Origin of the sequence: Mycobacterium sp. 141, assembly GCF_000382405.1 — a bacterium.
Classification (GTDB): domain Bacteria; phylum Actinomycetota; class Actinomycetes; order Mycobacteriales; family Mycobacteriaceae; genus Mycobacterium.
The window spans coordinates 140,937-162,120 of the sequence record NZ_KB908260.1 but is presented as its reverse complement, the minus strand read 5'-3'; the positions used below and the strand labels follow the sequence as shown (position 1 = coordinate 162,120).

Below are 21,184 nucleotides of genomic sequence, written 5' to 3'. Positions count from 1 at the left end.
CTCGCCGAAACAGAGCCGAAGACCTGAGGGAGGCGGCATGACGACGACTGTCGGTGACTTTTTGATCGAGCGATTGAGGCAGTGGCGGATTCGCCATGTGTTCGCCTACCCGGGCGACGGGATCAACGGCATCGTGGCGGCTTTCGGGCGAGCGAAGGACGCACCACAGTTCGTCCAGGCCCGGCACGAGGAGATGGCGGCTTTCCAGGCAGTCGGATACGCCAAGTTCTCCGGCGACGTCGGCGTGTGTATGGCAACCTCCGGGCCCGGCGCCATTCATCTACTCAACGGGCTTTACGACGCCAAGCTGGACCGAGTTCCCGTCGTGGCCATCGTCGGTCAAACCGCACGCAGCGCCATGGGTGGCAGCTATCAGCAAGAGGTAGATCTGCAGAGTCTGTACAAGGATGTCGCCAGCGACTACCTGGTGGAGGTCAACGTCGCCAGCCAATTACCCAACGCACTCGACCGTGCCATCCGCACGGCCCTCGCCCGGCGGGCGCCCACGGCCTTGGTGATCCCTTCGGACCTGCAGGAGCAGCCCTACTCGGCTCCCGGCCATGAGTTCAAGCAGGTCCCCTCGAGCGACGCCGCGTACGTCCGGCCTGTCGTGGATCCGCAGAGCGACCAAATCCGGTGCGCGGCAGAGATACTCAATGCCGGTACGCGGGTTGCGACTCTGATCGGGCAGGGAGCCCGTTCGGCCGCCGCCCAGGTGCGTGAACTGGCCGAGCGCACGGGTGCCGGAGTGGCCAAAGCGCTTCTGGGTAAGGACGTGCTCCCTGACGACCTGCCCTACGTCACCGGATCCATCGGATTGCTCGGTACGCGTCCCAGTTACGAGATGATGCGCGATTGCGACACGCTGCTCATCGTGGGCTCGAACTTCCCGTACAGCCAGTTCCTTCCCGATTTCGGGCAGGCCCGCGCGATCCAGATCGACATCGACGGAAGTGCTATCGGCATGCGCTACCCGACGGAAGTCAACATCGTCGCCGACGCCGAAAGTGCACTCACCGAACTGCTTCCGCTCGTGGAACCCAAGAAGGACCGCTCGTGGCGCGAGGACATCGAACGCGGTGTGGCCCGATGGTGGGAAACGCTGGAGCGGCAAAGCCTGCTGTCGGCCAAACCGGTCAATCCCATGCGCGTGGCGTGGGAACTGTCGCAGCGGCTGCCGGAGCGCGCCATCGTGACCGCTGACTCGGGTTCGTCGACCAACTGGTATGCCCGCTGCCTCAAGTTCCGTGAGGGTATGCGAGGCTCGTTGTCCGGGACCCTGGCGACGATGGGACCCGGTGTGCCGTATGCGATCGGAGCGAAGTTCGCACATCCGGACCGCCCGGTGATCGCTCTGGTCGGGGATGGCGCCATGCAAATGAACGGCATGGCCGAACTTCTCACCATCTCGCGCTACCACTCCCAATGGTCCGATCAGCGCCTGGTGGTCTGCGTCTTCCACAACAACGATCTGAACCAGGTCACCTGGGAACTGCGAGCCATGGGCGGAGCCCCGAAATTCGTCGATTCGCAAGCGCTTCCCGATGTGTCGTACGCCGACATCGCATGCACGATGGGCTTGAACGGAATCGTGGTGACAGACGGGGATTCGATGGGCACGGCGTGGGACGAGGCGTTGTCCGGTGCCGGTCCGACCGTCCTCGATGTCCACTGCGATCCCGAGGTGCCCCCGATCCCGCCGCACGCCACCTACGAGCAGATCAAGGACATGGTCTCCGCGGTGCTCAAGGGCGATCCCAATGGCTGGCACCTGATGTATCAGGGAGCGAAAACCAAAGCACAGGAGCTGATCCCACACTAGGGGCGCAATATGACCAGCAATACACCGACAGCCCTACGGGACGACGTCGACAGCAGGTGCTCATGGCCGCCGACAGTGGCGATCGCCGTCGGCGGGGCGGCGGGTGTCCGCCTGCGGCAGATGTGACCGCGGATGCGCGGCCAACTAGCGGTGAGATCATGGACATCGACCATCCGGAACGGGATCAGCACTGGGATACCCGGCAGCGTCAGGAGACCGAAACCGAACGGCTGGACCGTAATTGGTCCAGCCTGCTGCAGGAGCTGCGGGTCACCCAAACCGGTGTGCAACTGCTGACGGGGTTCCTGCTGACGTTGCCGTTCCAGCAACGGTTCAATATTCTCACCGCCGAGATGCGACTGGTCTATCTCGCCACCGTCGGTGCGTCGGTTGCTGCCACCGTGCTGCTGATCGCACCGGTCGGGATGCACCGGCTCTTGTTCCGCCGCCACCGGCTGGCGGTGCTGGTGGCCGCGGCGCACCGGTGTGCCTACTCCGGACTGATCCTGCTCGGGGTGGCACTCGTGGGCGTAACGGTCATCGTGTTCGATGCGGTCGCCGGCACCGCCGCGGCGTTGATCGCGGGTGCCATCGCATTGTCCATGTTCGCGCTGTTCTGGCTGGCAATACCGTTGTTCATGCGGACGGGCGAACTACAGCCGCCGGCGCCATAGCGGCCGTCACACAGTCAGCCCGAGCCGTTCGGCCAGCAGCAGAAACGCGGCGGCGTAGTCGTTGTCGGCGGTCTCTTTGTGAACACGTTCCCAGTCCAACACCTCTCGCGTGGCGCGCACCACAAGCAGCAGGGACGTGAAGTCGCACCGATGTTCTTGGAGCGAGCGCAGTTTCTGGACGATGACAATGGTAGGCGGCAGCACCGGCATGGTGATCGCGAGTACGTCGCGGGCTTCGGCACTCTGCACGGTTGCCGGCTCGACCGGTAAACCGTTGACCCGGAACAGCACATCGACCACAACGTCCCCCGTTCGCGCCTTGAACAACCAATCCTCGGGCGGGTGTTCAATGGCGAATCCCGCGGCAGCCAGCGTCAGCGCTGCGGCTTGTGCGTCGTCGGCGATCAGGAACGGTCGGGACGGGCCGATCTGGAGGTGATGGGAGCCAGCTTCCTGACCCGCGTGTCAGTTCTCACATCGCTTGGGAGTTCATGCGGTGACGTGACCGACGAACGGGTAATCGGCAGGTATGGCTGAAGACCACACCGATGAACGCGCCCCGGGGGCCGGCTTGGCACCCAAGGCCAAAGCGCTGGGCCTGCCCACTCATGTGCGGGCCTGCCTGTTCGACCTGGACGGTGTCCTCACCGACACCGCGAGCGTGCATGAGCGAGCGTGGAAGTCGATGTTCGACGAATACCTGCGCGGGCGTGGCGACGGACGCGGGTTCAGCGATGACGATTACCGTCGCTACGTCGACGGCCGCACCCGGGAAGACGGCGTGCGCGATTTTCTGTCCAGCCGACATTTCGACCTCCCCGAGGGGGATCCCGGAGACGACGCCCGCGCCGACACCGTGCACGGCTTGGCCATCCGGAAAAACGAACTGTTCCAGCAGTTGTTGCATCGCGACGGTGTCACGGCGTTCGAGGGCTCCCGCCGCTATCTTGAGGCCGTAAGCCGCGCCGATCTCGCGGTCGCCGTCGTGTCGTCGAGCATGAATACCCGCGACGTACTCGGCATCACGGGCCTCGACAAGTTCGTCGCCTGCCGGGTCGACGGCATCACGGTGAGCGAACACCATCTCAAGGGAAAACCGGCGCCGGACTCGTATCTGTATGCCGCGCGCCTGCTCGACGTCATGCCGGCTCAGGCGGCGGTCTTCGAGGACGCGGTCGCCGGCGTCCAGGCCGGTCGGGCCGGGCATTTCGGTTGCGTGGTCGGCGTCGACCGGACCGGATCGGCCGAAGCGTTGCGGAACAACGGCGCCGACATCGTGGTCGGCGACCTTGCCGAACTGCTGGTGGTGTGATGATCAACGATGATGCTTTTCCGGTCGAGCCCTGGCGGGTGCGCGAGACCGAGCTCCAGTTGAACCTCATCGCCCAGACCGAATCGGTATTCGCGTTGTCCAATGGACACATCGGGTTCCGGGGGAATCTGGACGAGGGCGAGCCGCACGGCCTGCCCGGCACCTATCTGAATTCGTTCTTCGAGTTGCGGCCGTTGCCCTATGCGGAGGCCGGCTACGGCTATCCGGAAGAAGGCCAGTCCCTGATCAACGTGACCAACGGAAAGGTGTTGCGGCTGCTGGTCGACGATGAACCGTTCGATGTCCGCTACGGCGAACTGATCGAGCACGAACGGACACTGGATTTCCGGGCAGGCACGTTGACGCGGCGAGCCCGCTGGTGTTCGCCGGCAGGCAAGCAGGTGCTGATGCAGTGGACCAGGCTGGTGTCCCTGTGCCACCGCAGCGTGGCAGCGATCGAGTTCGTCATCCAGCCGGTAGGTGAATTCGCCCGGATCACAGTGCAATCCGAACTTGTCGCGAACGAGGACCAGCCCAGCACCTCACCGGATCCGCGTGCGGCGGCGGTTCTGAGCCATCCCTTGACGTCGGTGGCGCATGAGGGACACGGTCAGCAGGCGCTCTTGATGCACCGCACCCGATCGAGCGAACTGACCATGGCCGCCGCGATGGATCACCTGGTCGATGTGCCAGGCAGGGTCGAGGTCTCGACCGAGACGAGTGCAGATCTGGCTCGTACGACGGTGATCTGTGGATTGCGGCCGGGTCAACGCCTGCGCATCGTCAAATTGCTCGCCTACGGCTGGTCCAGCCTGCGGTCGCGGCCGGCTCTGCGTGATCAGGTTGCCGGCGCGATGGCCGGTGCCCGCTACACCGGATGGCAGGGCCTACTCGATTCGCAGCGGGAGTACCTCGACGAGTTCTGGGACAACGCGGACGTGGAAGTCGAAGGGGATGCGCGTTGTCAGCAAGCCGTGCGGTTCGGTCTTTTTCACGTGTTGCAGGCCGGTGCCCGGGCCGAGCGGCGAGCGATTCCCTCGAAAGGCTTGACCGGTCCCGGCTATGACGGCCACGCGTTCTGGGACACCGAGGGCTACGTTTTGCCGGTGCTGACCTACACCTGGCCGTCGGCGGCCGCCGATGCGCTGCGGTGGCGGGCCTCGACCCTCGATCTCGCGCGGGAACGGGCCGCAGAACTGGAGTTGAACGGCGCCACGTTTCCGTGGCGCACCATCGGTGGCCAGGAATGCTCGGCATACTGGCCGGCCGGTACCGCGGCATGGCATATAAACGCTGACATAGCACTGGCTTTCGAGCGGTACCGCATCGTGACCGGTGACGGGACGCTCGAGTCGGAATGCGGGCTGCCGGTTCTGGTCGAGACGGCGCGGCTCTGGTGCTCGCTGGGACACTACGATCGCCACGGCGTGTGGCACATCGACGGGGTCACCGGTCCCGACGAATACACCGCAGTGGCGCGCGACAACCTGTTCACCAACCTCATGGCGGCCGAAAACCTACGCATCGCCGCGGCCGCCTGCGAGCGGCAGCCCGATCTCGCCGCAGGGCTGGAAGTCACCGACGATGAGATGGCGGCCTGGCGAGAGGCCGCGAACACCGTGCATGTGCCCTACGACAAAGAACTGGGTGTCCATCAACAGTGCGAAGGATTCACGAGGCTGCGCGAATGGCGGTTCACCGAGGACACCACCTACCCGCTGTTGCTCAGTCAGCCCTATGTGCGGCTCTACCCGTCGCAGGTGATCAAACAAGCCGACCTGGTGTTGGCCATGCACTGGTTGGGACACCGCTTCACCGACGAGCAGAAGGCCCGCAACGTCGATTACTACGAGCCGCGGACCACTCGTGACTCGTCGTTGTCGGCATGTACCCAGGCGGTGCTGTGCGCCGAGGTCGGGCATCTGGAACTGGCCCACGACTATGTCGCCGAAGCGGCGCTCATGGACCTGCGCGATCTGGAACACAACACGCGGGACGGGCTGCACGTGGCGTCGCTCGCCGGTGCGTGGATCGCTCTGCTCGCGGGTTTCGGCGGACTGCGCGACAGCGAGGGAATTCTCGCGCTGGATCCGCAACTGCCCGAAGACATCACGCGTTTGAAGTTCCGGTTGCGGTGGCACGACTACCGGGTCACCGTGGACATCACGCATGAGGCCGCGACGTACACCTTGCGTGACGGGTCCCGCGGATGCCTGCGGTTACGCCACGGCGATCGTGATCTCGAGCTGACAACGGCGTCGCCGATCTCTGTCCCGCTGCGGAAACGAACTCCGTTGCTACCACGCCCGCACCAACCTCCGGGGCGCAAACCTTGCCGTTGGGAGAGTCCGCCAGATTGACCCTCGGCCCGCCGGGCACAGCAGATGGCCAGGCCCTGCGCCATTATTCGACGACGTCGTAGAACGAGTCACCGTCCTCGGGAGTTCCGTCGATCTGGCCTTTCGTGCGGGCCTGCTCGTTGAGTGTGAGCGGGTCCGGCTCGGATTCGGAACCGCGGACGGTCGAGTCGTCTCCGGTGTCAGCCGGTACGTCCTCGGGTGTCACTTCCGGGTTCTCTTCGGACAGCCGTTCGTCCAGCGATCCGCTTTCTTTCGGTTCGATCCACTGTTCGGGCGGATCCACCGTCTGGTCTCCGTCGTCGTTGCGGACTTCGTCGGAGTCCAGGCTTTCCTGCTGGTCGAGCATGTTTTCATCTTCGCGTGCCATCACCGGAGACTGCCCGCCACGGTGCTCGGCCAAACCGAATTGCCCCGGCTCTGCCCGGCTTTGCGTGTAACGGTTTCGCGAGATGCGCTCGCGGCAATCCCACCATCATGGCGTCGTGGGAGTTGCGCTCGGATGGCGCGGCGGTGACGCCTGTTGTGCGCCAAGCCGCGGCGTGGGCTTGGCGGCTGCTCGTGATCGCCGTGGCCATCGCGACCCTGCTGGAGATGCTGCGCCATCTCGGCGTGGTGGTCGTGCCGGTGCTACTTGCGCTTCTGGTCACGGCGTTGCTGCTGCCCGTGGTCGACCTGCTAGACCGTGTCGGCGCACCACGGGGAGCGGCTGTCGCGCTCGTCATGGTGACGGGAGTGGCTGTACTGAGCGGAATACTGGCCTTCGTCATCACCCAATTCATCGACGGCGTCCCAGGCCTGGTCGAACAAGTCACGCACAGTATCGACTCGACCCGTGACTGGCTGATCACGGGGCCCGCGCACCTGAGCCGCGATCAGATCAACCACATCGGGGACACAGCCATTCAGTCCCTGCGCAACCATCAGGAGCAATTGACCACAGGAGCACTGTCCACCGCGGGGACGCTGTCGGAGATCGTCACCGGCGCACTCCTGGGGCTTTTCACCGTGATCTTCTTCCTTCTCGACGGCCGCAACATCTGGCGATTCAGCACCCTGATCGTGCCGTTGGGTGTGCGCGAGCGGATTCGCAAGGCGGGCAATGCCGGATTCCATTCGTTGATCGGCTACATCCGGGCAACCTCGCTGGTCGCTTTCGTCGATGCGGCCGGCATCGGCACCGCACTCGCGATCATGGGCGTTCCGTTGGCGTTGCCGTTGGCGTCGGTGGTGTTCCTCGGCGCGTTCGTCCCGTTGATCGGGGCGCTGGTATCCGGCTTTCTGGCCATCATCGTGGCACTACTGGCCAAAGGACTGCTGTATGCGCTCATCACGCTCGGGGTCATCGTGGCCGTCATGCAGATCGAGGCGCACGTATTGCAGCCCTTGGTGATGGGCCGGGCGGTGTCCATCCATCCACTGGCGGTCGTTCTCGGTATCGCCGCCGGCGGGGTTTTGGCCGGCGTGGTGGGAGCGCTGATCGCCGTGCCGACCATCGCGTTTCTGAACAGCGCTGTGCGGGTGCTGATGAGCGAACGGACACCCCCTCCCGACGGCGCTGTGGATAGCCGCCCTGTGCACCGCCAAGTGGGGGAGTGAATCGATGACTGCCCGCCACGTTGAGGGTGCAGAACCCTACATCCCCGAGACCATCACGCTCGCCGGGCTCGCAGATGCCGTGCAGGGGTGTCGCGGGTGCACCCTGTTTCGTGACGCCACGCAGGCGGTCTTCGGCGCCGGACCTGCCACGGCGACCATGATGCTGGTCGGCGAGCAGCCTGGTGACCGTGAGGACCGCGACGGGCAGCCGTTTGTCGGCCCGGCCGGGCGACTTCTCGACGACGCCCTGCTCGCCGCAGAGGTTGTCAGGGACCAGGTCTACCTGACCAACGCCGTCAAACACTTCAAGTTCACTCGGGCGGCCGGCCAGAAGCGTCGCATTCACAAGACCCCCAGCCGCACCGAGGTTGTCGCGTGTCGGCCGTGGTTGTTCGCCGAACTGGGTGTCGTGCAGCCCGATGTCCTGGTGTTGCTCGGCGCAACGGCGGCAAAGTCACTGATGGGAAACGACTTTCGCCTGTCCGCCCACCGCGGCGAAGTATTGCGGATGCCCGCCTCGGCGGTGACCGCCGACCACCTGGACCCGGATGTGGTGGTGAGCATCCATCCCTCAGCGGTCTTGCGTGCGCCACGCGACGCGCGCGCCGACGCCTACGACGGGTTGGTGACTGACTTGCGGTTGGCCATGTCACTGCTCGGGTGAGCGCGTAGCCAATCGCGGTTCGGCGGCGTCGGCTCGGTAATCCCTGAGGAGTTCCTGTGGCGAGCACCCGTAGTGCTCGCGGTGATACGCGGCGAACCGGCCTGCGTGCGCGAAGCCCCAGCGGCGGGCGGTTTCACCGACCGATGTCGCCTCGGCGCCCGTGAGCAGCTCGAGGTGAGCGTGGTGCAGGCGGACGCGCCGCAGGTACGCCATGGGCGTGCAATCGCGATGCCTGCGAAACATGTATTGCAGTGCCCTGGGCGTCACGTAGACCGCGGCGGCGATATCGGCCAGCGAAATATCGGCGTGGGCGTTGTCCTCGATGAAGGCGATGGCGCGCCGCAGCAGGACCGGGCTGCTGTCGCGCCGGTCCTGCGAAGTCGGTTCGAGGACCGCATCGTGCGGCAGGGTCGCCAGCAGTACGGCCGCAACGTGGTGCTCCAGCATTCGGGCCAGCAAAGGACTGCCCTGCAGGTGCCCATTGGCGCCGCTGCGGCCCACGTAATCGACGAGGGCGGCCAATTGGTGGTTGGCAGCAGCCGAGATCGGGTCGGTTCCGGTGAGGCGGACCGGATTCCCGATACCCGCGACACTGGTCAGGATGCCTGGGTCTACGACGAGATGGTGATAGCGGCCGCACAGGACTCGTCCGTCGAATCGTGGTGCCGCGCGGGGTATGAACGCGGTGACTTCGCCGGGCCGGTACCGCTCGCCTCCTGAATGCGGCGATCGTTGTTCGACGCCGCCGCTGATCACGTGGCACACCAGTATCTGCGCGGGTGGATCCATCTGGTATCCGAAGCTACAGCCGTACTCGGCAGTGTCGACGCCGATGGCGCCCGCCGACGAGCGTTCCAGACGCATCGGTGTGGGGGTCTCCGGGTGCGGCACTCGAATCCGGAGCTTGGCGAAGACGGCGCTCAGGGTGGCTTCGGCGGCATCGATGTCGTTGGTGTCAAGCAGAACTGCAGACATCACTCACCCCTGGACAACACATAACGACCAACGGCATCGTTCTGAGCCGACCTCGGTTCTCCAGCGTACCGACGCTCACGAAGCTCCTGGTCACGGCGAGCCGGCTCGATCGCCGCGTGAACGGTTCGTCAAACGAAAACCGGTATCCGAATAACGAACGACCGCCTGCCGGTCCGCCGACCCAACGGTTCCCGGACCGGTTTTTCCCGTGCGCTCAAGGTCACGATTGATTAAGAATAGGGTGGTATTTCTGTGATTCGATTGGGATTTTTGCCGAATTCGGCGCCCATTGCGATCAATGTCACGGTCGATCGGTGTAACGCTGCCCGATTGTTCGCTCATCGCGAACTGGCAACCCGGCGCTGCGGGGTGCGCATCGCAAACCGGTTACTACGGCGGCACTTTCGCGCTGCGCTACCGTGGTTTTCGGGGTTGGGAAAAAGACGACAATTCGCAGTCGAAGAAAGAAATGATCATGAAATTGAGTAGCAGAACCGCACGCCGAGGTTTCGCCGGTGTCGGTGCGGGCTTTTTGTTCGGCGGGGTTTGTGCGGCCACGATCGCAATCCCCGTCGCTTCCGCGACCCCTGATCAGTGCAGCGCCCAAACTCTGGCGGGCACGGTCAGTTCGGTGACGGGCGCGGCCCACCAGTACCTTGCCGCACACCCCGGGGCCGACAACGCGGTGACCGCTGCGTACGGGAAGCCCCGGGACCAGGCCGCAGCTGACCTGAGGGGTTACTTCACCGCAAACCCGGGGGAGTACTACGACCTGCGCAATATCCTGGCGCCGATCGGCGACGCGCAACGCCAGTGCAACGTCACGGTGTTGCCGCCGGACCTGGCGTCGGCCTACGAGCAGTTTATGGCCGGCTGAGTCACGGCTTAGTGGTCTCGATCGAGACCACTAAGGGCGCTGATTCTTACTGTGCGCGATCAACTCCCGATTGCGCGTATCTATCTCGTCCTGGGTGGCAGGGGCGAGGAGCTCGCCACCCGGCGCCGCCGTCGCCTGGCAGCGGAGCACTTCCGGCCGCTGGTCGCGTTCGTACTGTTCCCACGCGTCGCCGAGGTTGCTGGGATGTGCGCGCAGGGCCTGTGCGAGGAACCAGGCGCCGCTGAGGGCCAGGCTGGTTCCACGTCCCGACAGGGTTGAGGCGCAGTGTGCGGCATCGCCAACGAGGACGACGCGACCGTTGTGCCAACTGGGCATCTGGATCTGACTCTCAGAGTCGAAGTAGACCTGCGGGTCTTGTCTGGCGGCGTCGACCAATTCAGGTACTCGCCACTCATGGTGACCCGTGAAGGCTTCGGCCAGGATTCGCTTCTTCGCGGCGAGGTCGTGGTAGTCGTAGTCGATCCACGGTGAGCGGAACATGAAGAACGCCAGCGCTTTTGTGTTATAGGACATGATGCCGACTATGTGGCCCGGGAAGTTGTACATCGGGTTCACCCGGTCGGTCGGGTGGTAGCCGGGTAACGCGGCCATCCCGGTGTAGAAGCCGAGGTGGTGCAGGAACTGTCGTTCGGGACCGAACGTGAGTCGCCGTACCGCCGAGTGCATTCCGTCCGCCCCGACGACGAGGTTGTAGCGTTCGACCGCGCCCGAGGAGAACCGCACGTCGACACCCGACCCGCTATCGTCGAGGTCGGCGACGGATTCGCAGAACCGCAATTCTGCCGACGACCCCAGCCGGTTGCGCAGGATGTTGGTGAGGTCGTCGCGGGCGATCTCGATGTCATCGGGGCTGTCATTGATCTCGTCCAGCGGCAGTTCCGCCACCACCGTGCCGGCCCCGTCGACGAATTGCACCCGCTCGGTCATATCGATCTTGCGTTCGTGGATCTGTCCGAGCAGGCCCATCTTGTCGGCCACGTCGATCGAGTGCCCCCGAATGTCGATCGGCGGCGCACTACCTCCCAAGTGGTCCGCGCGCTCGACGATGGTGACGTCATGGCCGTCGGTACCGAGGTTGATCGCGGCACTGAGGCCCGCGACACCGGCACCGGAGATGAGAATGCGCATCCGTAAGCCTCCACGGAGATAAGATCCGTCGTGTATCCAACGAACGGTAGCGGTTAACTTTAGGAAACGCAATGCCTCTTATCCCCGATGTCGCTCCGCAGCGTCGCCGCGGTCTCGCGCTAGAGAACGCGCTTCTGGCCGCGGCCTGGGACGAACTGAATGAACATGGCTACGACGACTTCACCATCGATGGCGTCGCCGCGCGGGCCCGCACCAGTCGCGCGGTGCTGTACCGGCGCTGGCCCGGGAAGCCCGAACTAGTCCATGCGGCGTTGATCGCTGCGACCATCAAGGATCCACTCATCCTGCCCGATACCGGTAGCTTGCGCGGCGACGTCATCAATCTGCTGCAGCAGTCCAACAGCCAACGCGGCCATCTCGCCGTCACCGTCGTCTCCCGGCTCGGTGATTTCTACCGGGACACCGGCACCCGCATCGCCGAATTACGTGACGCTCTCGAGGTTCAGGGTGGCGCCACCATGAACAAACTCATCGCCCGGGCTGTCGCCCGAGGGGAGATCGGGCCCGACCAGATCAAGGGTCGAGTCGCACAACTACCTACCGACCTGCTTCGCCACGACGTGTTGGTCACGTTAGCACCCCTGACCGATCAGGCCATCGAAGAGATCGTGGACACCGTGTTCCTACCTCTCGTCCGGCTCGGCGCGGATGGCGCGTAGACCAGCGGCAGATGCCTACGAATGATCAATCGTCTCAACGAGATTGGAGCTGAGGGGGTTCAGTTGGAGATCTTGTGGTCGAAGACCTCGTCGAGCCAGTCGAACATCATCTGTTGAGCTTTGGCGAGGTTATTGACCTGGCAGTGCAAATCCGCCCCATCGGCGAGCGTTCCAATGGCTTGGCTCTTCACCTTGCTGGCGACGTTTTCAAACGCATACTCCGCCTGTCGCTTCACCTCTGGCGCTTCGCTTTCCGCGTACATGCAGAGGAACGGTGCCGTTATTCTCGAGCAGTCCACATCGAGAAATCCAGCGTTGGGAATCCAGTCCACCAAGCTATCAAAACCGTGAAACCAAACGACTCGCTCCAACGTCACTCTGGCGAACAAGGGGAGCGTCGCCACAAAGCTTCTCGATTCTTCAGGGGTCACTCCCCAATAGACCGGAAGTTCCTCGTTTTCTTTCTTGAATAGCTCCGGAATCGAGTAGAGGGGTGAGTTCGGGACGATTGCGGCAAACCGGTCATCTACGGTCGCGTGGTACATCGTCTTCGCCCCACCGTAACTGGCCCCGGCCAGGACAAGCCCGCCGGAGTCAACGTCAGGACGGGCGAGCAGCATGTCGGTGGCCGCTCGCCAGCACCCGGCAAGCTCTGTTTCTCCAAAAACCTTGTACGTTGCTTCCGGCTCGTAGAACCGCACGGGCGGATCCCATGGCCCATCAAGAATGAGGAAGTTGTAACCTCGGTCGATCGCCGCCTTCCCGCACATGAAATAGGCATCTTCTTTGTGCGACTCTCCACCGTTGTGGAAGTATATCGTTGGCTTCGGCTCATTGGTCGTATCAGCCTTGAGTAGACAGCCGGGAAATCTGTACCCGTTGTAATCAACGGTGACCCAGTCATGGGGTACGAGTTCCGATCTTGCGTCTAGCCCGCTCCGAAAGCAGGACGCTGATTTGTAATAAATGCGGTCATGGTCCTCTTCGCCAGGTGCTACAGCACAGAACGCCGCCCGATAGTACGTATAGGCTCGCAAGAAAGCATCACTCGCGCTGATCCGGTGGCCGCTCTCGAGACACTGCCCGGCAAGCGCTTCACTTTTTTCGGCCTCCTTGACGAACTCCGTCTTCCAACTCACATCACTCTTTGGGTCGATGCGGCGTGCGACGTTGAAGAGTTCGCCCAGGGCCGCGCCATGCTCGGCATGGTTGGACAGGAAGTACTGGAACATGAAGTCCATGTCTTCGCCGTCGAAGAAGACCTTGTGCGTCAATCGTTTGCTCAATTTCAGTTCATCTGACTGCGCGCCCATCCGAACACCCCTCTCATCGACATCAGTCCGAAGCTATTCCGTGCCTTACCTTTTCGTCGAGACTATGGTGCATCAGCTCTGGTCGGTCGCTGCCGCCCGAATCTGTGCGTTGCGCGCATGGATTGCCTCCCAGGAGTCGGGCAGCGTCAGGGCGAGCCCGCCGCCGTCGGGAATTGCTTGCCCCGCCTGCACATAGGGGCGCTGACGGCTTTCGTATGCTTTGAACGCGGCAGCCAGGTCGCGGCCGCTGCGGCCCACCTCCTCGGCGAGGAAGTCGGCACCAGTCAGCGCAAGTGAGGTACCGCGGCCCGACAGCCCCGACGCGGCGTGGGCGGCATCGCCGATGAGCACCACGCCTCCCCGATGCCAACAGGGCATGTGGATCTGACTCGCTGAGTCGAAGTACAGCTCGGGATCACCCTCGGCGGCCTCGAGCAGTTCCGGGATCCGCCACTCGGTGTGGCCAGCGTAGGCATCGGCGAGGATGTTTCGCTGCTGGTCGATGTCGTGGTAGTCGTAATCGAGAGGTTCGGAGCGGAACAGGAAGACAGCCAGGCCGGTATCTTTGTATCCCATCGCCCCCACCATGTGGTCGGGATAGTTGTAGATGGTGCTGACGCCAGAGACCTTGCCTGACGGCAAGTCAGCGATCGCGATGTAGCAGCCTAGATGGTGGACGTACTCGGATTCGGGACCGAAGGTGAGCCGTCGCACCGTTGAGTGCAGCCCGTCGGCACCAACGACGAAGTCGAACCGGCCGGTCCCGCCCGATGAAAAGACGACGTCCACGCCTTCGTCCACCTCGGACAAGGACGTGACGGAATCGCTCATACGAAGTGCCACATTGGACGGAAGGGCGTCGGCGAGGATGTTCGCCAGGTCTTCCCGCGCGATTTCGATATCGTCGTCGGAATCGCTGACCACCCGCGACGTCCAGGGAAGTTGAGCGGTGACTTGACCATCGGCATCGACAAAGACTGACTGCTGGGACATCGAAATTCGTGCGTTGAGCACGGCGTCGAGAAGTCCCATCTTCCGTACGGTAGCGATTGCATCACCGCGCACGTCAATGGGAGAGCCGTTGGTACGCAGGTGGTTCGCGCGCTCGATGATCATCACGTCGTGACCTGAGCGGCCGAGGTTGAGGCCCACGCCGAGACCGGCGACACCGGCGCCGACAACTAGAACTTTCACGCCACGCTCCTTACGATCCGTTGATTGGGTGTGCGAGTACAAATTCGCGCAGCAGCTTGGCGGTTTGGTGCTTGCCTTCGACCGTGATGCCGTGGCGAACACCAGGAAGCAACTCCAGGCGCGAGTTCGGGATCGCCGCGGCGATCTGCTCGCCGGCGGCAGGGGTCGCTCCCTGGTCGTCCTGGCCGTAGATGAGCAGCGTTGGCGCGGCGATCTCTGCTAGCCGATCGGTCACATCGAAATGGCGCACCGCGTCCAGTCGCCGGACGTCTGCCTCCGGTGTCCGGTGGATCAGCAGCGCCATCAGCTCTGCGACCATTTCCTCAGATGCTTGCCCCTGCGGAGACAGAACGAAGTCGAGCATCTGCGCTGTGCGTTGATCTGGCGGGGTTTCCACGATGGCGCCAGTTGTGGCGTTCGCTTGGAAATCAATTCGCGCAAGCGTTGCACCCAGGGCCAGGCTGTGCACCACCTGTGGTCTGGTCAAGGCCAGTTGCAGCGCGATTGCCCCGCCGAACGATGCGCCGAAGATGTGGGCGCGCTGGTAGCCGAGTCCTTCGATCAGGGCCTGGCAATCATCGGCGAGGTCCTGAATGCCATAGGAATCAGCCGGATTCAGTGAATCACCGGTATCCCGCTGGTCGTAGCCGATGGCGCGAACCCCCGGCCCGAGCAGGGTGCGCATCGAGTCGTACTGGATTTTCCCGGTCTCTCCTCCATGGATAAGGACGACGGGCTCTCCGCTGCCATGTACGGAATACGCGATGACCTGATCGCCGAACCGCAACGTCGGCATCGGGAACCTCCTTAAAGAAACTATTTGTTCACTTAAGCTAGCATCTCCCCATGCGGCATTCAAGGGCCACGGACCGCCGCCGGTGGGGGAGAGGGAATGTGCCGCATCTTGTTCGGGTTGTCACCCTTGGTCGACCGAGGCTGGCATCGCCGCCCCCATCCTGGATCGTACGCGCGGTAAAAAAAGACCTCGCCTACTTCCGCCGCCCGGTCGCTGACCGCTGCAAGAGCGGCGAGAAGATCGAAATCCTTTGCAGCGGAACTGAACACGCCAGGAGCACTAGCCCCGGACTCCCAGCGCTCCGCCATCGTGAAGTTCTTGTTCTGCGCGCCGCAATAGATCCGCGTCTTGAAACACCACGATGTCGTCGACCGACATGCCGCCGCCCCCTTTGTCCGAAACAAGCTGCGGTGGCCGATGTTATTGGCGCTCGATGTCGTAGGTCAATGACACATAGTCATACTGTCACCAGGTGTAATAGGGGCGTTGGCTACGGGGACCATTTGTGCAGATAGCTTCCTGCACACCTGGATTGTCCAGCCTCGGATCGTCGAAAGGTGCTGAACCACTGCTTAGTTGGACGATGACGGTCATTTCGTTACCGAGGGTGGGGAAATCGACTACAGGATGGTCGGGAAATCCGAATGAAAGTGTCCGGTTGCGCCGAGGCCACACTGGCCGACGGCCTTGTGGTCGAGCAGGACGGGATACTCGTCCAGACAGCCCGACACGGCCCGGCTTCACGATAAGCACCGTCCAGCGCGCGATGGGTGCGTGGTCATGAGCTGACAGCCCGGATTCCGGCCAACACAACATCACTGATGCGTTCGGCATCGGCGCGCGTGAACGGCCGTGTCCCGCGGAGAAGCCACATGTGGACAGGACCCGTTAACATCTCGGCGAGGAAGTGAACGTCCATGTCCGGCAGCTCACCACGGTCGCGGCCCCTGTCGAGCCGGCGGCGCAATACTGACAACCTCCGCTCGAAAACATCGTTCACCGTTTGCTGAACTTCAGGGTCATCGCGGGTGGTCCCCAAGGCCTGCACGAGTGCTTGTCCAAGCGGCGTGGAATAGGCCGCGACCAGGGCCACCAAAAATTGGACTAGGTCAGCACGGATGTCGCCCGAGTCCGGCATTGGAACGGCATCTTCGGCGAAAGCGGACAGCGCGTCGCTGACCAGCTTGCCGCGCTGTGGCCAGTTCCGGTAGACGCTGGTTCTACTCACTCCTGCGCGCTCAGCCACGTCCTCATAGCGCAGCCCGCTGATCCCACGCAGGGCCACGAGCTCAACCGTCGCCTGCAGCGTGCGCTCCCGGACGCGTGCAGTCCGTCCACCGGGTCGGCGGCCCGACGTATCCGGGGTGACGGGCTTAACCATGTGAGCCGCCACAGCGGTAACTATTGCGGTAGTCGGGCATCAGCCAACGCGGCATCGGCGAAACCCTATTGCGTGACGAGGCCCACGTGATGCTGATCGCGTGCCGACCGGACCTACACGTTGTGTCCTTTGACAGCAGCGGAATCCAAAGCGACCCGTTAAAGCGAACATTCTGGGGCTAGGCTAGCATTTGGTTCAGAAAGTGTTCAATCGCCAGGCTGATCCAGGCCACTGTCGCTGTCGGATCGATGCGTGCCGGCTATCCGGTGGACCTCGCGTTGCTTGTTTTGCTGAAGGGGCTCAGTAGCGTGGACGCGAAGCTCTTGTCGTATGTAGGTCAGGCGGTTTCCGCAAATCTGTTGCGCGCCTGATAAATTCGCCTTAGCGGGAAGCCTGCGATGCTCTCTCATGCGTCCGGCTTGGTCCAGAATTCTACAGCTGAGCCTCCGAATTCCGGCTCGGCGCTCAGGTAAAACGCATCCCAGCGCGGCTGCTGATTCTCGTTCCTTCACAGTAGAAAACATTGAGCCACAGTGCATTCGGATCTCCCACGAACTCCGCGACCCCTGGATACCTGAGTGAGAGCCATCCTCGACACAAGCGTGGTCATCGCCACCGACATCGGGCCGCTGGAGGGCGAACTCGCTATCAGGCAGCTACGACAGCACTGCGCTCGGCCGCGGCCCAATTCGATCAGCCGCCGCAAATCCCAGCGGACCCGGGACAGCTGTTACTGGAAACGGTCTTCCTCCCACGCGATGCTTTTTTTGGCAACACCGAGATGGTCTCTGCGGCCGGTATGAACGTCCCGGATCCTGCTGATCTGTCGCTAAAGGAATTCCGCGTCGTGGTCTGATCTCTGCGGGATGTCAACTTTGTGCGGTGTTAGGACGGCAATCCCTTGGCAGACAGTGTGATGAATCGACGACCCGAGCATCCGATGGCGGTAAGCGGCCGGGTATATCCGTCACGTCGCGGGCTGCGCCTCCACCACGGCCATCGTGGTGGAGGCACAGTCGAGCGTGCTGTCGGACTCAGGCGACCCGGTGGGAATTCTGTAAGCCGCAGCGGAGAGCGCCGATATGGCCGTGTCGTTGCGTATCCGGCGCCGTCCGCCTCACACCGCCGTCTCGCGTGTGTCAGCCGTGACCGGAACCGCAGCCCACGCCGGGGAGGCAGCCGCTGCCACCGGGAACCCCGCCGGGGCCACCGTTGACGCCGCCGGACCCGCAGATCGGGCCGTTCGCGCTAGGCACACAGCCGCTACCTCCGGGGCCGCCGCCCGGCCCGTTATCGGTGCCGCCAGACCCGCATTGGCCGTTGATACACCCGCCGCCACCCGGGTCGAGCGGGACAGTCGCGATGGTGCCAGGCTGCACACTCGCCAACTGGCCGGGGACCTGTGCTGTCGCGAATGGCGCGGCGGCGATAGCTGATGCGACGGCTCCGGCGAACACCAGAGGTGCGACGTCGCGCTTGATCCTGGTTCCTAGGTTGAGCTTCATCATGTCTTCGGGATATCCCGGTTGCGCGAACACGAAACCCGAATCACGGATCGGTCTTCAACGGGCCGCGGTCTGGACGGTGGCCGAATTCCAGGCGCAAGAGGATGAACAGGGTCGACAGCAGGTGAGTCGGCGGGAAGAGTACGTACCGGCGTTCTTTCAGGGCATCGAATTTTCGCAGGTACCGGTAGATCGACTCCAATTTGATGAGCCGGTCGCCGATATGGGCCAGCAGGTAACCGGCGTGGACAGCGATCCCTGCCGTCGGGTCCTTGGCGAAAAGTTCGGGGAACGGCGCGAAGGCGAGGGAAACCCGTTGAATTCCGGTGCGTTGAGCCCATTCGATGATGTCGACGGTGAGGCGTTCGTCGATTCCATTGGGAGCGCCCTTGCGTCGCCAGGGCAGTTCCAGGCTCAGGTCTGTTGCCGCAGCTGTGACATAACGATGAAATGCCTGTGCTCGCCCCAATCGATCACGAGCGATGATCAGCCACACGTCGGGGTAGCGGCCGGAGAGGGTGTCGCCCAGCATCATCGCGAATCCACGTTCTCCGGCCGCACCTCTGCCGGACGCTCGCACGACATCGGCGAGTTCGGCTCGTAGGTCGGCGTCGAGGTCCTGTTCGGCAATGATCTCGGTGGTGATTCCCGCGTTGTGGGTCCGCTGCACCGCTTGGCGCAGATTGCGTTTTTTCCGACCCAAGAGACTGAATTCGCCGACGTCGATGACGACATCGCGCCCGATGGGGATCGCTTTGAGACTGCCGACCCCGTCGGCGTCCAACCACAGTGCTATGCGGGATTCCGATGCCGCCAGGACCACGATCCGCCAGCCGCGGGACCGGCAGAGCGCTGCGAATCGGCCGACCACTTCGGGGTAGCGATTTTCGTCGCCGATCGGATCGCCGCTGACCACCGCCAGTCCACCCAGCGCCCGGTAGGCCACGCCCGCACTGTTATCGGTGCTGAAGACATAACTTTTGTCGGCGGCCATCGCAAATGGCGCCAATGGGTCGTCGTGGGTCTGGTCCACCAGCCGGTGCACTTGTGGCAATGCCTCGGGCTCGGCCCGTGACTGGCAGGGGAGCATCAGTAGAACTCCGGCCGCGAGGATGAACACCGCGAAGCCGCCGACCTCGCCGATGTCATCTGCCAGGACGGCCAGCAGCACCGCCGCCAGTGCCAGCGTGCCGTGCAGTCTGGTGATCGGGCGGCCGAGCAACATTCCGTGCCAGACGGTGATGACCGTGACCGCGGCCGCGACTATCTCCGCTGTAGCGGCGCGGGGCGTGGCGTGGCCGAGGCCGTACCACGCAGTGAGGATGATCGCCACACCGCCGACGATGATCAAGCCCGGCATGCCGCGCCACCCACGCCTGCGACCCGCGGCGGCCGCGGACACAGCGACGGTGGGCCGATGTTTCCATCTAGCGCGATCGCTCTCGAGCATCGCTGGAAGTCCTCCTCGATCGCGTGAATCGGCGCGTTGACGCTGCGCGGTAGCCAATTCGAGGATTACCCCGCGGGGCGGACAGCGCAACCGGGCGTGGCGTCACGTTTCGAAGTGGCTCGCAGGGGCTATTCCACCGGCATGAGGCTTGGTGGCGCACTTGGAGCAATTGTCCTGATCTGGTTGCTGATCGGGGTATTCGCGGCTTGGCAACGCGACTACTTCCGGACGGGTTCGACCAGCTGTGCCGCAGCAGGCAGCGTCGCGCTCACGGTCGTGGCGGGCCCGCTCAACTATGCGGGGGTGAACCCGAAGGTGGACCAGTGCCGGCTACCGCAACCAAGCCAGTGACATCCAGCCGCACACCTATGGAAACGAGGTCCCGATGATCGTCTTCGGAGCGATACTGCTCATTCTCGGTCTGGTATTCAACATCTATCTGCTGTGGGTCATCGGGGTGATCCTGTTGGTGGTAGGTGCCATCTTCTGGCTACTCGGCTCGATCGGGCGACCGGTCGGCGGTCGACGCGTCTGGTATTGACCTGCGCAGTAAGCGTCGAGGACGCCGGGTTGACGGAATTGTCGTCGATCCGGCGAAATCGTTCTACCGTAGATACAGCCCCGCAGTATGGGGGGAGCAGGGCCAGCAGAATATGGCGGGAAGGAGCAGCCATGAAAGGTCCTAAAGATCCGGTGGATCACTCCAGGACAACTCGGCAGTATGCCGGTGAGGCGATGAAGGACAACGTGATCATGCCCGCGCTGGTTGTGATCGGTCTGGCGCTGGTGTTGTTCGTCGCCTGTTTGTCCGCCTTCGCGACGGGCCATACCGAGGTCGGTTTCACTGTGGGCAGTTTGTCCGCAGCCGGATTCGTCGTCGGATCCCTGTGGTTGGCGTTCGAACACATCAGGGTCAGGCACATCGAACAGCGTTGGTACGCCGACCATCCGGGTGTGATCAGGCAACGTCCCAGCAGCTGACGACGTCGCGGCACAAGCGAAGAAGGTCACCAGCCGGATGCCGGCCGGACGGTTGACTGCGGTGTCGGATCAGGAACGGAACGTCAGGGCGAGCACCGCGAAATCGATGGCCAGAAGCGCCAATGCGGCGAGGGGAACCAAGATGCCGCGACGTAGCCGAGCCGTGAAGATGGACACCACGATGGTGACGATGGGGACCACTGGCGCCCCGTAGAAAAGGATGCCGAACCAGAACTCGTTCGGCCCCTTGTGAGCGCAGGCCTGGTCGGTGCAACCGGCCAGGCTCATCACGGCAGCCATACCGAACAAGAACACCGCGATTGCCGCAGGAATCGTCAGAATCGCCAATATCCATGTGGCGGAAAGCCGTAAGCCGCGGTGCTGTTGGTCAACCTGGTGGGTTCCTGTGTGTGACTCGGTCATGGCGGTTGGGTACCCCAGTTTCACCGCGCCAT

At 63.4% G+C, this 21,184-nt stretch carries 22 protein-coding genes; 11 read left to right on the top strand and 11 right to left on the bottom strand.

The features are described from left to right. The first annotated feature begins 37 nt into the window (after positions 1-37). Complete coding sequence (locus H276_RS0111270; RefSeq protein WP_019971414.1) at positions 38-1,822, top strand: thiamine pyrophosphate-requiring protein; 1,785 nt, start codon at positions 38-40, stop codon at positions 1,820-1,822. 158 nt (positions 1,823-1,980) lie between these two features. Beyond that, complete coding sequence (locus H276_RS0111265; RefSeq protein WP_026356860.1) at positions 1,981-2,496, top strand: DUF6328 family protein; 516 nt, start codon at positions 1,981-1,983, stop codon at positions 2,494-2,496. Between the two features lie 6 nt (positions 2,497-2,502). Here H276_RS0111265 and H276_RS22865 read toward each other — a convergent pair whose 3' ends face one another. Continuing rightward, entirely contained in the window at positions 2,503-2,796 is a 294-nt protein-coding gene (locus tag H276_RS22865) for a hypothetical protein (RefSeq protein WP_019971412.1), read from the bottom strand. Between the two features lie 229 nt (positions 2,797-3,025). Here H276_RS22865 and H276_RS0111255 point away from each other — a divergent pair, with 229 nt between their 5' ends. Together H276_RS0111255 and H276_RS0111250 are read left to right on the top strand one after the other, a co-directional pair. Then, entirely contained in the window at positions 3,026-3,808 is a 783-nt protein-coding gene (locus H276_RS0111255) for a beta-phosphoglucomutase family hydrolase (RefSeq protein WP_019971411.1), read from the top strand. After that, positions 3,808-6,168 carry a glycoside hydrolase family 65 protein gene (locus tag H276_RS0111250; protein WP_019971410.1) on the top strand — a complete coding sequence of 787 codons (2,361 nt, stop codon included), beginning with the start codon at positions 3,808-3,810 and terminating at the stop codon, positions 6,166-6,168. Before H276_RS0111255 ends, H276_RS0111250 begins: the two co-directional genes overlap by 1 nt. Positions 6,169-6,211: 43 nt before the next feature. Here the strand turns inward: H276_RS0111250 and H276_RS0111245 are convergent, their stop codons facing one another. Beyond that, positions 6,212-6,535, bottom strand: a complete 324-nt coding sequence (locus H276_RS0111245) for a hypothetical protein (protein WP_019971409.1) — start codon at positions 6,533-6,535, stop codon at positions 6,212-6,214. 107 nt (positions 6,536-6,642) lie between these two features. Here H276_RS0111245 and H276_RS0111240 point away from each other — a divergent pair, with 107 nt between their 5' ends. Together H276_RS0111240 and H276_RS0111235 are read left to right on the top strand one after the other, a co-directional pair. Then, on the top strand, positions 6,643-7,764 hold the full coding sequence (locus H276_RS0111240; RefSeq protein WP_019971408.1) for an AI-2E family transporter: 1,122 nt from the start codon (positions 6,643-6,645) through the stop codon (positions 7,762-7,764). A gap of 4 nt (positions 7,765-7,768) precedes the next feature. Next, positions 7,769-8,428: a UdgX family uracil-DNA binding protein gene (locus H276_RS0111235; protein ID WP_019971407.1), complete on the top strand. Its 660-nt coding sequence runs from the start codon at positions 7,769-7,771 to the stop codon at positions 8,426-8,428. Here H276_RS0111235 and H276_RS0111230 read toward each other — a convergent pair. Beyond that, complete coding sequence (locus H276_RS0111230) at positions 8,414-9,403, bottom strand: helix-turn-helix transcriptional regulator (protein ID WP_019971406.1); 990 nt, start codon at positions 9,401-9,403, stop codon at positions 8,414-8,416. The two genes, H276_RS0111235 and H276_RS0111230, sit on opposite strands and share 15 nt — an antisense overlap. A gap of 475 nt (positions 9,404-9,878) precedes the next feature. Between H276_RS0111230 and H276_RS0111225 the strand changes: the two genes are divergently transcribed. After that, complete coding sequence (locus H276_RS0111225) at positions 9,879-10,280, top strand: heme-binding protein (protein WP_026356858.1); 402 nt, start codon at positions 9,879-9,881, stop codon at positions 10,278-10,280. A 30-nt stretch (positions 10,281-10,310) separates the two neighbouring features. Here the strand turns inward: H276_RS0111225 and H276_RS0111220 are convergent, their stop codons facing one another. Then, complete coding sequence (locus H276_RS0111220; protein ID WP_019971404.1) at positions 10,311-11,429, bottom strand: FAD-dependent monooxygenase; 1,119 nt, start codon at positions 11,427-11,429, stop codon at positions 10,311-10,313. Positions 11,430-11,500: 71 nt separating this feature from the next. Here H276_RS0111220 and H276_RS0111215 point away from each other — a divergent pair, with 71 nt between their 5' ends. Next, positions 11,501-12,109, top strand: a complete 609-nt coding sequence (locus H276_RS0111215) for a TetR/AcrR family transcriptional regulator (RefSeq protein ID WP_019971403.1) — start codon at positions 11,501-11,503, stop codon at positions 12,107-12,109. Between the two features lie 59 nt (positions 12,110-12,168). On the opposite strand, the gene H276_RS0111210 is transcribed toward H276_RS0111215, so the two are convergent. From H276_RS0111210 to H276_RS0111180, 6 genes are all read right to left on the bottom strand, one after another. After that, complete coding sequence (locus H276_RS0111210) at positions 12,169-13,422, bottom strand: S9 family peptidase (protein WP_019971402.1); 1,254 nt, start codon at positions 13,420-13,422, stop codon at positions 12,169-12,171. A gap of 72 nt (positions 13,423-13,494) precedes the next feature. Further along, positions 13,495-14,616 carry an FAD-dependent monooxygenase gene (locus H276_RS0111205; RefSeq protein ID WP_019971401.1) on the bottom strand — a complete coding sequence of 374 codons (1,122 nt, stop codon included), beginning with the start codon at positions 14,614-14,616 and terminating at the stop codon, positions 13,495-13,497. A 10-nt stretch (positions 14,617-14,626) separates the two neighbouring features. Beyond that, positions 14,627-15,412 carry an alpha/beta fold hydrolase gene (locus H276_RS0111200; RefSeq protein ID WP_019971400.1) on the bottom strand — a complete coding sequence of 262 codons (786 nt, stop codon included), beginning with the start codon at positions 15,410-15,412 and terminating at the stop codon, positions 14,627-14,629. A gap of 778 nt (positions 15,413-16,190) precedes the next feature. Then, positions 16,191-16,793: a TetR/AcrR family transcriptional regulator gene (locus H276_RS0111195; RefSeq protein ID WP_026356857.1), complete on the bottom strand. Its 603-nt coding sequence runs from the start codon at positions 16,791-16,793 to the stop codon at positions 16,191-16,193. A gap of 1,139 nt (positions 16,794-17,932) precedes the next feature. Next, positions 17,933-18,301: a PE-PGRS family protein gene (locus H276_RS0111185; protein ID WP_231376655.1), complete on the bottom strand. Its 369-nt coding sequence runs from the start codon at positions 18,299-18,301 to the stop codon at positions 17,933-17,935. Positions 18,302-18,341: 40 nt separating this feature from the next. Then, a complete protein-coding gene (locus tag H276_RS0111180; RefSeq protein WP_019971396.1) occupies positions 18,342-19,658 on the bottom strand; it encodes a bifunctional lysylphosphatidylglycerol flippase/synthetase MprF in 1,317 nt (438 codons plus the stop codon). Between the two features lie 231 nt (positions 19,659-19,889). On the opposite strand from H276_RS0111180, the gene H276_RS22860 reads away from it, so the two are divergent. From H276_RS22860 to usfY, 3 genes are all read left to right on the top strand, one after another. After that, positions 19,890-20,099: a hypothetical protein gene (locus H276_RS22860; RefSeq protein ID WP_019971395.1), complete on the top strand. Its 210-nt coding sequence runs from the start codon at positions 19,890-19,892 to the stop codon at positions 20,097-20,099. A gap of 34 nt (positions 20,100-20,133) precedes the next feature. After that, positions 20,134-20,289 carry a DUF6131 family protein gene (locus H276_RS24640; protein ID WP_019971394.1) on the top strand — a complete coding sequence of 52 codons (156 nt, stop codon included), beginning with the start codon at positions 20,134-20,136 and terminating at the stop codon, positions 20,287-20,289. A 131-nt stretch (positions 20,290-20,420) separates the two neighbouring features. Continuing rightward, positions 20,421-20,729, top strand: a complete 309-nt coding sequence (gene usfY, locus H276_RS0111170; RefSeq protein WP_026356855.1) for a protein UsfY — start codon at positions 20,421-20,423, stop codon at positions 20,727-20,729. 69 nt (positions 20,730-20,798) lie between these two features. Here the strand turns inward: usfY and H276_RS0111165 are convergent, their stop codons facing one another. Then, on the bottom strand, positions 20,799-21,152 hold the full coding sequence (locus H276_RS0111165) for a hypothetical protein (RefSeq protein ID WP_026356854.1): 354 nt from the start codon (positions 21,150-21,152) through the stop codon (positions 20,799-20,801). Positions 21,153-21,184: the final 32 nt, after the last annotated feature.